This window comes from Pseudomonas sp. PSE1(2024), from assembly GCF_050990555.1.
Taxonomy (GTDB): Bacteria; Pseudomonadota; Gammaproteobacteria; order Pseudomonadales; family Pseudomonadaceae; genus Aquipseudomonas; species Aquipseudomonas aphyarum.
In genome coordinates, this window is the sequence record NZ_CP158967.1 from 1,132,881 (window position 1) to 1,145,658 (window position 12,778).

Below are 12,778 nucleotides of genomic sequence, written 5' to 3' on the forward strand. Positions count from 1 at the left end.
AATTCAAGAGGGGGCGGGTCAGACCATCATCAGCAGCACGGCGACGAAAATGCTGCCGGCGGAGAAGGTCATGGTCCGAGACGACCAGGTGTTGAACCAACGTTGAAAGCTGGCGAGATCACGGGTCAGGGAAGTGGGTTGTCGGGTCCAGGATTGTTGGTCGAGGCGGAAGAACACGTAGATCTTCACCAGCGCGCCGACGATCTGGTTGTAATAGAGAATCGCAGGGTAGGCCGGTCCGATCCGGTGGCCCGAGCACGACAGCAGCAGCGTCAGAATCAGCCGGGTGATGCCGATCCACAGCAGGTAAACCAGGATGAACGCGGTGCCGTACTTGAAGCTGGCGATGATTGCCACGGTCAGGCCGAGCAAGGATGTCCACATCGAAACGCGCTGGTCGAACAGCACCACCGAGGTGAAGGCGCCGAGGCGTTTCACGCCCAGGCCCAGCGCCCGGGAGTTCTGCCGCAGGTTGTTGCCGTACCAGCGGAACATCAGCTTGCGGCTGGCCTTGATGAAGCTCTTTTCCGGCGGGTGCTCAACGGTGTTGATCGCCGCGTCCGGCACGTAGAAGGTGTCGTAGCCCAGGCGCATCAGGCTGAACCAGCTCGACTTGTCGTCGCCGGTCAGGAACTTGAAACGGCCCAGACGCCAGTGTTGCAGCGAGTCGCTTTCGACGTCGGCGATGAATTCCGGGTTGGTGACCACGGTGGCGCGGAACACCGACATGCGCCCGGTCATGGTCAGCACGCGCTTGGACAGGGCCATCGAGCACATGTTGATGTGGCGCTGGGCGAAACGCAGCTTGTGCCACTCGCTCATGATGTAGCCGCCGCGCACTTCGCAGAACTCGTTAGTGGTCAGGCCGCCGACGTTGCCGAACAGCTGGAACCACGGCACGGTCTTGCGCACGGTGCCTTCGCCGAGCACGGTGTCGCCGTCGATCACGGCCACCACGGCGCGGTCGTCCGGCAGGTGACGGGAGATCGCGCGGAAACCAAACGCCAGGCCATCGCGCTTGCCGGTGCCGGGGATGCGCACGAAGTCGAGCTTCACGTGTTCTGGCGGATTCATCCGCGCCCACAGCGCCTTGACCAGCAGCTCATCGGACATTTCGACGATGGAGCAGACCACGGTGGTCGGCAGTTCGCAGTCGATGGCTTCGCGGATCACCGAGCTGTAGACCTGCGCGGTGGTCAACGCGTCGATGCGAAAACTGGTGACCATCAGAAACACATGCGACGGGTCCGCCGCTTTACCCAGCTTGCGAACCTTGCGGCGCAGGTGCGGGTAGACGATGTAGAGAAAAATCATGCCGCGCACAAAGTGCGTTGCACCCATCGAGTAGCGCCAGATACCCACGGCGCCAATCAGGAAAATGAAGTCCTTCGACTCGGAGTCGAACGTGGACGTGGGCAGCATCAGGGCCAGGCCCATCAGCAGGCTCAGAAACAAAAGCCAGCCGGCGGATTGCAGAAAAAAATGTTTGAGCTTGGACATGACCGTCATCCGAAGGTGATGGGGGCTTCAAGCCGCCCGCCGATTCACGGCGTGCGGCTTGAAACTCGGGGCTTGCTGCTGCGTTACCAGCAGATGCCTTCGGTGCGGGTGCCGGCATCGGTGGCCTTGGCCATGAAGCCGACCAGGTCGATGACCTGCTTGCCGTGCGGTGCCTGCTGGGCCAGCGCGCGGAACTTCTCGTCGCGGTTGCCGAGGATGATCACGTCGGAGTTGTCGATCACCGAATCGAAGTCCGCGTTGAGCAGGGACGACACGTGCGGGATCTTCGACTCGATGTAGTCCTTGTTCGCGCCGTGGACACGGGCGTACTGGACGTTGCTGTCGTAGATGCTCAGGTCGTAACCCTTGCCGATCAGCATCTCGGCCAGTTCCACCAGCGGGCTTTCGCGCAGGTCGTCGGTGCCGGCCTTGAAGCTCAGGCCGAGCAGGGCGACTTTGCGTTTGTCGTGGCTTTCAACGATGTCGAAGGCGTTCTGCACTTGCGATTCGTTGCTGCGCATCAGCGAGTTGAGCAGCGGCGCTTCGACGTCCAGGGAGCCGGCGCGGTAGGTCAGGGCGCGCACGTCTTTCGGCAGGCACGAACCGCCGAAGGCGAAGCCCGGACGCATGTAGTACTGGGACAGGTTGAGGGTCTTGTCCTGGCAGACCACGTCCATCACTTCGCGGCCATCGACGCCCACCGCTTTGGCGATGTTGCCGATCTCGTTGGCGAAGGTCACTTTGGTCGCGTGCCAGACGTTGCAGGTGTACTTGATCATCTCGGCGACAGCGATGTCCTTGCGGATGATCGGTGCGTCGAGTTCTTCGTACAGCGATTGCAGAACGTCGCCCGACGCCTTGTCGAACTCGCCGATGACGGTCATCGGTGGCAGGTCGTAGTCGGCGATCGCGGTGGATTCACGCAGGAACTCAGGGTTCACGGCGACACCGAAATCAACGCCGGCTTTTTTGCCGGAGCAGTCTTCGAGGATCGGGATGACAACGTTTGCCACGGTGCCCGGCAGAACGGTGCTGCGTACGACGATGGTGTGACGGGTGGACTTTTCACGCAGGACAAAACCGATCTCGCGGCACACCGCTTCGATGTAGTTCAGTTCCAGGTCGCCGTTCTTCTTGCTCGGCGTGCCGACGCAGATCATCGACAGGTCGGTGTCGCGAATCGCTTCGGCGAAGTTGGTCGTGCCGCGCAGACGACCGGTCTGGATACCTTGTGCCAGCAACTCGCCCAGGCCCGGTTCGACAATGGGAGATTTGCCAGCGTTGATCATGTCGATCTTGTCTTTGGCAACATCGACGCCCACCACGTCGTGGCCCCGAGCAGACAGGCAACCGGCACATACTGCGCCAACGTAACCCAAACCAAATATGCTGATGCGCATCGCAATTACCTCTGTATATATCAGGCCTTAGAGGGCCGGAGTTAATGGTGTTCAGCGTTCATTAGTGCACTCGAAAGTGCGGCATACAGGCGCCACAATGCCGTGTGCAGGCATACTAAGTTTCGAGTGTCTAAATAAGTGCACTCAAGATGTGCGTAACCAGGCCTTGTTGTTATGACGTGCCCTGTTATGCAGCCGATCTTCTTTGGAGAAGACTCTTGTGCAATCGTCTTGCGCGCTCGATGTCAGGATGAAAGTCCCGTAAATCAAGCGGTTGGGTGCTCAGGCGAGCACGTTTATAAGGGCGCGGCCATGGCCTTTGTAGGGGATATTAATGGTGCGTATCTCCTGTCCATTGTCTGGTTTGAGACTAGTTAGTCATCTAGGCAAGTTGTTGTGACAACTTGGTTACATGGCTATCTGCTCCGCGTAAGTTATCTCGTACAAACTCGGCGAGAATCGTTACCGGTGGTATGAGCTATGCATTCGGACGAAGTTCCTGTCCGCTCATCGCGAAATATGAAATTTCTTGAAATATTGTCAGAGATGGCACCAGTATCAATTTGATAGCAATTTCGTTTTCGACCTTTAATAACAGGCGAAAAATCACGTTAGATAGTTTTGTGCCACTACGGTGAAAAAATTTAGGTGCCACTACTGAAAAAAATGATCAGTGTCGAGTGAAACTAATCTTAGAAAAGGCAGGGAGGTTTTTCTGGCGCCAGTAAAATGGCGAAATGTGGCGAGGGATTTTTGACATCGTGCGAGCTGCACGACTCTTCATATAAAGAGTCGTGCATTAGGCATGCTTTATTCGGGAGCGTGATCGCGTAGAAACACCAGATTATCCGGTTTCGATTGCTCGGCGCTGAAGCGATAACCCTGCACATCGAACTGTTTGAGCAGGGCCGGGTCGTTGATTTTTTCCTGGATCACGAAACGGCTCATCAGGCCTCGGGCCTTTTTCGCGTAGAAGCTGATGATCTTGTATTGGCCGTTCTTCTGATCCTTGAATTCGGTGTTGATGATCCGCGCGTTCAGGGCCGTGCGTTTGACCGCCGAGAAGTATTCGTTGGACGCCAGGTTCAGCAGCACGTCATCGCCCTGGTCGGCCAGCGCTTCGTTCAGCCATTCGCTGATGCGCGTGCCCCAGAAGGCGTACAAGTCCTTGCCTCGGGCGTTGGCCAGTTTGGTGCCCATTTCCAGGCGATACGGCTGCATCAGGTCGAGCGGACGCAGCAGGCCGTAGAGGCCGGAGAGCATGCGCAAGTGCTGTTGCGCGTAATCGAAATCGGCTTCGCTGAAGCTCTGGGCGTCGAGTCCGGTGTAGACGTCGCCCTTGAAAGCCAGCAGTGCCTGTTTGGCGTTTTCCGGCGTGAACGCTGGTGTCCAGCTGCCGAAACGCGCGGCGTTGAGGCCGCCGATCTTGTCGGACACGTGCATCAGTTCGCTGATCTGCGCCGGGCTCAGCTCGCGCAGTTGCTGGATCAGTTCCTGGGAATGGTCGAGGTATTGCGGCTGGGTGAAGCGCTGGGTCGCCGGCGGTGTTTCGTAGTCGAGGGTCTTGGCGGGGGAAATCACCATCAGCATGAAGTCGTCTCCTTTAATCGTGGGGGCGATTCTAGGGGGTTGTCGGAGTTGACTCCAGCTATCAAGTCCATAGGTGATCGACGGTTTACCACCCACCCTGATCGTTCCCACGCTCTGCGTGGTAACGCCTCCCCGGACGCTCTGCGTCCGATGCCGGGGTGACGCAGAGCGTCACTGGCTGCATTCCCACGCAGAGCGTGGGAACGATCATCTGCGTGCCTGCGGGAATTACTGTCGGATCGGCTATAGTGCGGCGCGGGTTTTGTTATGGAGACACCCTTTGCGCATTGTTCTTTTTTTCACCGCGTGGCTGTTGAGCGTCGGTGCCGTTGCGGCGCCGGGCGATATCGCGACGCTGGATCGCAGCACCTGGCCGGAAAAACTCGACAATCCGACCCTGTTCGACGTCGCCTCGCGGGCGGAAATCCTGATGTTCGCCCGCGGCCTGCTCGGCACCGAAGCGCTGGACGAAGCGGCGCTGGCCCAGCGTCTGGGGCTGCGCACGGTCAATCTGGACGCGATCAACAGCCTGCGCGAGCGCCTGTGGCAGCGGCTGCTGGCCAACTACAACTTTGCCCAGCAAAGCTGCGATCAGGACGCCTCGTTCTGCTTCCTCGTCGAGGACCTGCCGACCCTGCGCGAGCAGGCCGCCAAGTTCGTGGTCAGCGACGAAAGCTATTACACCAAATGGGCCGAGCCGAGTCGGATCTTCCACCTGCAATACCTCGATGAGCTGATGCGCAAGGCTGCGCTGTCGCCCCAGACCAGCAGCGAACTCGATCATTTCGGAGACTACGAGCGCAACGGCGACGACATGCACGATCGCTTGTTTCTGCTGAGTTTCGACAGCGCCGCCAACCTGCAACCGGACAACACCGACTGGCTTACCGAGTACCTGCGCAAGTCGAACCTGAGCGGCACCTTCTTCATGTTGGGCAAGGATGTTCAGGCGCGGCTGGCCGACCGTTCCGTCAGCAGTCTGCAAGCGGCGTTTTCGCAACAGTGCGTCGGCGTGCAGGGCTGGGAGTTCCGCTCCCACAGCCACTGGCAGGACTGGCAGGATTCGGTGCGGCGCAGTGCCGATCTGATCCGCAACAAGCTGCCGGAAAACTACGTGCCGCTGTTCCGTCCGCCGGAAGGCCAACGTCGCAGCGATGCGCGTAGTTTCTTCAACAGTCAGGGCCTGCAAGTGGCGCTGTGGGACATCGATGCGCAGGACGGCGCCGGCAAGCTCAAGGGCGCTCCGAGCGCGCAGCGGGTGCTGACCCTGATGCTGCTGTGGCGGCATGGGGTGATCAATTTCAACATGAAGCAGGATGCGGTGAAGACCGCGTTGCCGTGGCTGATCACGCAAACCGCGCAAAGCGGCATCGGCTGGGAAGATTGTCAGGACGCGTTTCGCTGAAAAACGGCAAGAGCCCGGAAACATTGGGCTTGGGGTGAATTTTTTGCAGAATTCGATGCAGGCGGACTTCCGACTCTAACGGGGGCAGGGCAGTCCGCCAAGGGCTTTTCGTCACTTTGCAAAATAAACTTCAAAAAAGCGTCAAAGTGCTTTTTTCTGTCACGGGTTTTGGAGTATTACGAAGTCAGACCGCCGAAACCTGCAACACAGGTGGCGTCTTCCAAGACCCATTTTGTGTGCGGTTCACCTGCTATCCCGACAAAAGCTGTGCAGGTGGATTCGGCAGTCACTTCGAGGCGCAGCACCGCCGAGGTATTGCGTCGAATGGCTCCCACAAAGGTGACCGAGTATGGATGATCACGGACGTAGCCCTTCCTCCAACCAGCCAATCCTTTATGTACTCGATACCAACGTACTGATTCACGATCCGAACGCCCTGCTGAATTTCGAAGAACACCACGTCGCGATCCCGATGACCGTGCTTGAAGAGCTGGACAAGCTCAAGAGCGGGCATCACAGCGTGGCCGCCGAATGTCGTCAGGCTATCCGGCTGATCGACAAGACCCTGGGCGATGCTTCACCCGATGACGTCGAACAGGGCGTGCCGATCCAGCGCGGCAAGGGCGGCCCGAAGGGCTTGCTGTCGATTCTGATGAGCAAGCAGGCCGAATCGAACCTGATTCTGCCCGAGCATCTGAACGACAACAAAATCATCAACCAGCTGATCGACTTGCACACCCGCGACCCGAAAAAACCGGTGGTGCTGGTCACCAAAGACATCAACATGCGCCTCAAGGCGCGCGCCTGCGGGATCGACGCCGAGGACTACAGCACCGACCAGTTGGTCGACGACGTGTCCCTGCTGCCCAACGGCTATCACAACATGACCGGCTCCTTCTGGGACCGCGTGAGCAAGGTCGAAACCCGTCAGGACCACGGCCGCACCTGGCATCAGGTACAACTGATCGACAACCTGCCTGCCGTGCACATCAACGAGTTCATCATAGATGAGCAGGGCTTCGTCGGCTGGATCAAGGAGATCGAAGAGGACAAGCTGCTGATCCTCGATCTGCACCAGGAACCGCTGCTGCACCAGGAAGCCTGGGGCCTCAAGCCACGGGACATCTATCAGAGCCTGGCGCTGTACGCGCTGCTGGATCCGGACATTCACCTGGTCAACCTGTCCGGCGCCGCCGGTTCGGGTAAAACCATTCTGGCGCTGGCCGCGGCGATCGAGCAGACCATGGTCAGCAAGCGCTATCGCCGTATCATCGCCACCCGCAGCGTGCAGGGCCTGGATCAGGAAATCGGCTTCCTGCCCGGCACCGAAGCGGAAAAAATGGAGCCTTGGCTGGGCGCCATCACCGACAACCTCGAAGCCTTGCACATGGACGACGAAAACACCCATGGCAGCGTCGACTACATCCTCAGCAAAGTGCCGTTGCAGTTCAAATCGCTCAACTACATTCGCGGTCGCAGCTTCCAGCAGAGCCTGATCCTGATCGACGAATGCCAGAACCTCACGCCGCACCAGATGAAAACCATCATCACCCGGGCCGGCGCCGGTTCAAAAGTGGTGTGCCTGGGCAACCTGGCACAGATCGACACCCCTTACCTGTCCGCGACCAGCTCCGGGCTGACTTACCTGACCGAACGCTTCAAGGATTTCCCCAACGGTGTGCACATCACGCTGCAAGGGGTGCCACGTTCGATTCTGGCCGAATACGCCGAATCGCATCTGTAACCCTCAAAAAGGAACCGGGCGACTGCAAAGTCGCCCGGTTTTTTATGTGCGGAATTTTGACCCGCGGGTTTACAATCGGTGCTCCTGATCAGGAGTAATCCCGTGCTGACTCATCTCGATTCCCAAGGTCGCGCCAACATGGTCGACGTCACCGAAAAAGCCGTGACGTTCCGTGAAGCGACGGCCCAAGCGCTGGTGCGCATGCTGCCCGACACCCTGCAGATGATTGTCAGCGGCGGCCATCCCAAGGGCGACGTGTTCGCCGTGGCGCGCATTGCCGGCATTCAGGCGGCGAAGAAAACCAGTGATCTGATTCCCCTGTGCCATCCGTTGATGCTGACCGGCGTCAAGGTCGAGCTCAGTGCCGAAGGCGACGACGCGGTGCGCATCGTCGCGCGCTGCAAACTGTCCGGGCAGACCGGTGTCGAGATGGAAGCGCTGACCGCCGCCAGCGTCGCCGCCCTGACCATCTACGATATGTGCAAGGCCGTGGACCGTGGCATGACCATCGAAAGCGTGCGTCTGCTGGAAAAGGTCGGCGGCAAGAGCGGGCATTTCCAGGCGGAGCAGCCATGAACCTGACTGTGAAGTTTTTCGCCCGTTACCGCGAGGCACTGGGCGTGGACTCGGTGAAGGTCGAGGGTGATTTCGCTACCGTCGATGACGTTCGTGCGTTGCTGGCGCAGCGTGAGGGCGCCGAGGTGCTCAGCGAGCAGAACCTCATGTGTGCGCGCAACGAAGACCTCTGCCAGCTCGATGAGCCGGTGGTCGATGGCGACGAAGTGGCGTTTTTCCCTACCGTGACCGGAGGCTGAGCCATGCGCATTCGGGTGCAGTCCGAACCGTTCGATCCTGGCGCAGAAGTCAACGCGATGCACGCGGCCAATGTCGGCGTCGGCGCGGTGGTGAGTTTTGTCGGTTACGTGCGCGACTTCAACGATGGCCTCGATGTCGCCGGGATGTTCCTCGAACACTATCCGGGCATGACCGAAAAGGCCCTCGGCAAGATTGCCGTTGAAGCCGAGCAGCGCTGGCCGCTGTTGAAGCTGGAAGTGCTGCACCGCATCGGCGCGCTGGAGCCGGGCGAGCCGATCGTGTTTGTCGCCGCCGCCAGCGCCCACCGCCAGGCGGCATTCGATGCCTGCGCCTTCGTCATGGATTACCTGAAAACCCGTGCGCCTTTCTGGAAGAAAGAGAACACCAGCGACGGCCCGCGCTGGGTCGAAGGTCGTGACAGCGATCATGCGGCGGCGGATCGCTGGAAGCAGTAATTCCTCTCCCCAATCAATCTCCCCTCGACTCCCGACCATCGGCTGACGCCGATGGCGTTTGTCCAATTGACGATTTGTACGTAAAAGTCCAGTATGGATTTACAAGTACAAAAAAGGTCTTTCCCCGTTTCAGCTTTTTCTTCTGTCTTGCCAAACCAACAACAACCCGCGAGAGAACGAACATGAAGAAATTCCCCCTCATCACCGGTCTGGCATTGAGCCTGTTGGCGTGCAGCAGTGCGTTCGCCGCCGAGAAAACCCTGCGCATCGGTATCGAAGCAGCCTATCCGCCTTTCGCCTCGAAGACCGACAAGGGTGAAATCGTCGGTTTCGACTACGACATCGGCAATGCCCTGTGCGCGCAGATGCAGGTCAAGTGCGTGTGGGTCGAGGGCGAGTTCGATGGTCTGATTCCTTCCCTGAAAGTGAAGAAAATCGACATGGCGCTGTCGTCCATGACTATCAACGAAGACCGCAAGAAGTCGGTGGACTTCACCCACAAGTACTATTTCACCTCGTCGCGGCTGGTGATGAAGGACGGCGCGAGCGTCGATGACCAGTACGCCAGCCTCAAGGGCAAGACCGTTGGCGTGCAGCGTGCGACCACCACCGACCGTTACGCGACCGAGGTGTTCGAGCCCAAGGGCATCAACGTCAAGCGTTACGGCAACAACGAAGAAATCTACATGGACCTGGCGGCCGGGCGTCTCGACGCGATCTTCGCCGACACCATCCCGCTGACCGACTTCCTGTCGATGCCGCGCGGCAAGGGCTACGCCTTCGTCGGGCCTGAGCTGAAGGATCCGAAATACGTGGGCGAGGGCGCGGGGATTGCGGTGCGCAAGGGCAACACCGAACTGGTCAGCCAGTTGAACACTGCCATCGACGGTATTCGCGCCAGTGGCGAATATCAGAAGATTTCCGAGAAGTATTTCAAGTCGGACATCTACGGCGACTGAATCTGAAGACCGTGCAGCCTTCGCAGGCTGCACGGTTTCAGCCCTTCAATTCCTTCAAATGCTTGTAAACCGTCGCCCGCCCCATGTTCAGCACATTGGCCACATAGTTCGAGGCGCTCTTGCCCTTGAACGCCCCTTCGGCGTGCAGCGCCAGCACCAGTTCGCGTTTGTGATCGCGGGTCAGCAGGTTCAGGCTCAGTTGCCGTTCCCGTAGCCAGGCGTGCAGGAAAGTGTTGATGCGCTCCTGCCAGTCATCGCGAAACAGCGAGTCCGGTTGCGGAATCAGTTTGCTCGGCGAGAGGAACAGGTCCAGCGCAGCCTTGGCGTTCTCGAACAGCGAAATATTCAGGTTGATGCACAGCACCGCCAGCGGGTGCCCTTCGCTGTCGCGCAGCACGGTGCTCAGGCTGCGAATTTTCTGGCCGTCCCAATTGAGCTTTTCGTACGGGCCGATGTTCCGTTCGCTGACGTCGTCGCTGAGCATGTCTTCCAGCGACGATTCATCGCCGATCACCCGTTTCGACAGGTTGTTGGCGATGTAGTCGACCTTTTGCGTGCGCAGGTCATGCAACACCACTTCGGCGTGGGGAAAGAACAGCGTGGCAATGGCGTCGGCGATGGCGTGGTAGTTGTCCAGCGCGGCGTCATGCAGCTCGGGCGTGTGTTCGGGGGCGGTCATAACTGTGGAGCTCCAGGCAACGTCAACGCCCCCGTGATCCGGGGGCGTTGCGAGTGTGCCGCAATCCGTCGGGCGCGTCATCCGGGCGGACGGTCAGGCCAGACGGGCAGGGGCGAGCATGGCGGCGGTCAGGCCGAACTGCTTGAGGTGGTCGGGCAGCGATTCGCCACGCACCAGCGCCGCGCTGGCCATGCCCATGGCTGGTGAGGTCTGGATACCGTAACCGCCCTGGGCGGCGACCCAGAACAACCCCGGCACCTGCGGATCGAAGCCGGACAGCAAATCACCGTCGGCGACGAAACTGCGCAGGCCGGCCCAGGTGCGGGTCGGGCGGCGGATGGTCAGGGTCGTCGCTTCCTCGATCTGGTAAATGCCCATGGCGATGTCCAGTTCTTCCGGCTGCACGTCGTGCGGCTCGACCGGGTCGGCATTGGCCGGTGAGCCGAGGAACATCCCGGCGTCGGGCTTCATATAGAACGATTCGTCGAGACTGACCAGCATCGGCCAGTGGTGGATGTCGACGCCTTCAGGGCCGGCGAAGATGAACGCCGCACGGCGTTTCGGTTGCAGGCCCAGCGGCCGGGCACCGGCGAGGGCACCGATCCTGTCGGCCCAGGCGCCTGCCGCGTTGATCACGATGGGCGCGCTGAAGGTCTGGCCGTTGGTCTGCACGTGCCAGATGCCGTCGGCGTCGCGACTCAGGCCGAGCACTTCGCAATCGGTCTGCACCTGGCCGTTGTTGCGGCGGATACCGCGCAGATAGCCCTGATGCAGGGCGTCGGTGTCGATGTCGCTGGCGGTCGGGTCGTAGATTGCGCCATGCACTTTCTCCCGGCGCAGGATCGGCAGCCGCGCGCAGGCTTCATCCGCGCTGAGCAACTGCATCTCCGGCACTGTGGCCTTGGCGCTGAGGTATTGATTGTTCAGCTCGGCGGCGTCGCCGGTGAAGTCCACGGTCATTTCGCCGCGTGGAGTCAGCAGCGGATGCTCGCAGAAGCCGCTGGGCGGATGGTCGAAGAATTCGCGGCTGGCCTGGGTCAGCGCCCGGACCTGCGGAGTGCCGTAAGCGGCGGTGAACAGCGCAGCCGAACGCCCGGTGGAGTGATAGGCCGGGTGCGACTCGCGCTCCAGCACCACGACCTTCCCGTGCTGCGATAGCCAGAAACCGGTGGACGCGCCGGCAATCCCGCCGCCGATGATGATGAAATCTGCATGACTCATGAAAATCTCCGGTGTCAGCGCTGCAATTGATAGACGGCGTTGGCCAGGGCGATGTCTTCCAGGCCCAGACCGATGGAGCGGAAAAACACGTGACGGTTGTAATCGGGGCGCTGCACTTTTTCGCTGAGCAGATCCGCCAGGTCACCGATGATCGCGTTGTTGTCCCAGCCATGTCGTTCGCTGGCGATCAGCATCTCGCCGGCCGAGCCCGGGGTGGTCAGACGATAGTCGCAGAACACCTGCATGTCGTTGAGGCTTTGCGGCGGCACTTCGTGGGCGCGCGGTGCGTTGGTGCTGATCGAGGTGATCAGCGCCGGTTTGCTCAAGGTTGCCGGGTCGATCACGGGGCCTGCGGACGAGGTGCAGAGCATGATCACGTCGGCCTCGGCGATGGCGGTTTCTCGGCTGTCGGCGATGTTCACCCGTGGATCGAGGGCTTGCAGTTGGCGGGCGGTGGCCGGGTCTTCGCTCAAGGTCGGCGAGTACACACTGATGCTCTGCCAGTCGCGCAACGTCTTGACGTAATGCAGGTGCGCCTGGGCGACCTTGCCGCTGCCGATGATTGCCAGACGCGCGGCCTTCAACGGGGCGAGGGCATCGACTGCGACGGCGGTGGTCGCAGCGGTTCGGGCGGTGGTCAGTTCGCCGGCATCGCAGAGCAGCAACGGCTGGCCGGTCTGCATCGACATCAGCAATGTCCACGCCGTCACCAGCGGGCCTTGTTCGCGAACGATGTAAGGCGAAGTCTTGACCCCGTACACGCCGTCTTCCGCCAGCACGCCCAGATAGTTGATGAAGTCCCCGGCACCCTGAGGAAATTCCACCAGTTGCTGCGCCGGTTGCACCGCATGCCCGGCCGCCAGATCACGGAACAGCTTGCGCAGGATCTGCGGCACATCGATCCGGGCCAACAGCTCGCGGGCCTGGGTTTGGTCGATCACGTAAGGCGTACTGGACATGTCGGACTCCGGAGACCGTTATTTAAACTAATTTGTCCATTATGGACTTT

At 60.2% G+C, this 12,778-nt stretch carries 12 protein-coding genes; 6 read left to right on the forward strand and 6 right to left on the reverse strand.

From position 1 onward, the window contains the following. Positions 1–18: 18 nt before the first annotated feature. The 3 genes from alg8 to yaaA form a co-directional block, all read right to left on the reverse strand. The gene (gene alg8, locus ABTV87_RS04920) at positions 19–1,500 is read right to left on the reverse strand and encodes a mannuronan synthase (protein ID WP_433899077.1); all 1,482 of its coding nucleotides are present in this window, start codon (positions 1,498–1,500) and stop codon (positions 19–21) included. 83 nt (positions 1,501–1,583) lie between these two features. Next, positions 1,584–2,900, reverse strand: coding sequence for a nucleotide sugar dehydrogenase (locus ABTV87_RS04925; protein ID WP_192563603.1), 1,317 nt, complete (start codon positions 2,898–2,900; stop codon positions 1,584–1,586). Positions 2,901–3,710: 810 nt separating this feature from the next. Then, the gene (gene yaaA, locus ABTV87_RS04930) at positions 3,711–4,490 is read right to left on the reverse strand and encodes a peroxide stress protein YaaA (protein WP_085608141.1); all 780 of its coding nucleotides are present in this window, start codon (positions 4,488–4,490) and stop codon (positions 3,711–3,713) included. Between the two features lie 280 nt (positions 4,491–4,770). On the opposite strand from yaaA, the gene ABTV87_RS04935 reads away from it, so the two are divergent. The 6 genes from ABTV87_RS04935 (at position 4,771) to ABTV87_RS04960 (ending at position 9,869) form a co-directional block, all read left to right on the forward strand. Continuing rightward, positions 4,771–5,895 carry a polysaccharide deacetylase family protein gene (locus tag ABTV87_RS04935; protein ID WP_433899078.1) on the forward strand — a complete coding sequence of 375 codons (1,125 nt, stop codon included), beginning with the start codon at positions 4,771–4,773 and terminating at the stop codon, positions 5,893–5,895. Between the two features lie 349 nt (positions 5,896–6,244). Beyond that, positions 6,245–7,639, forward strand: a complete 1,395-nt coding sequence (locus ABTV87_RS04940) for a PhoH family protein (RefSeq protein WP_007957320.1) — start codon at positions 6,245–6,247, stop codon at positions 7,637–7,639. Between the two features lie 102 nt (positions 7,640–7,741). Further along, positions 7,742–8,215, forward strand: a complete 474-nt coding sequence (gene moaC, locus ABTV87_RS04945) for a cyclic pyranopterin monophosphate synthase MoaC (RefSeq protein WP_007957321.1) — start codon at positions 7,742–7,744, stop codon at positions 8,213–8,215. Continuing rightward, positions 8,212–8,454 carry a MoaD/ThiS family protein gene (locus tag ABTV87_RS04950; protein WP_085608143.1) on the forward strand — a complete coding sequence of 81 codons (243 nt, stop codon included), beginning with the start codon at positions 8,212–8,214 and terminating at the stop codon, positions 8,452–8,454. The genes moaC and ABTV87_RS04950 overlap by 4 nt, the downstream gene beginning before the upstream one ends. Before the next feature lie 3 nt (positions 8,455–8,457). Further along, positions 8,458–8,910 (forward strand): molybdopterin synthase catalytic subunit MoaE, encoded by a 453-nt coding sequence (moaE, locus tag ABTV87_RS04955; RefSeq protein WP_085608144.1) that lies wholly within the window; start codon positions 8,458–8,460, stop codon positions 8,908–8,910. A gap of 182 nt (positions 8,911–9,092) precedes the next feature. Further along, positions 9,093–9,869, forward strand: coding sequence for an ABC transporter substrate-binding protein (locus tag ABTV87_RS04960; RefSeq protein ID WP_085608145.1), 777 nt, complete (start codon positions 9,093–9,095; stop codon positions 9,867–9,869). A gap of 37 nt (positions 9,870–9,906) precedes the next feature. Here the strand turns inward: ABTV87_RS04960 and ABTV87_RS04965 are convergent, their stop codons facing one another. From ABTV87_RS04965 to ABTV87_RS04975, 3 genes are all read right to left on the reverse strand, one after another. Beyond that, positions 9,907–10,548 (reverse strand): helix-turn-helix transcriptional regulator, encoded by a 642-nt coding sequence (locus tag ABTV87_RS04965; protein ID WP_007957327.1) that lies wholly within the window; start codon positions 10,546–10,548, stop codon positions 9,907–9,909. A gap of 93 nt (positions 10,549–10,641) precedes the next feature. Next, positions 10,642–11,769 carry an NAD(P)/FAD-dependent oxidoreductase gene (locus tag ABTV87_RS04970; protein ID WP_433899079.1) on the reverse strand — a complete coding sequence of 376 codons (1,128 nt, stop codon included), beginning with the start codon at positions 11,767–11,769 and terminating at the stop codon, positions 10,642–10,644. Between the two features lie 14 nt (positions 11,770–11,783). Then, entirely contained in the window at positions 11,784–12,728 is a 945-nt protein-coding gene (locus ABTV87_RS04975) for an ornithine cyclodeaminase family protein (protein WP_221533437.1), read from the reverse strand. Positions 12,729–12,778 lie beyond the last annotated feature (50 nt).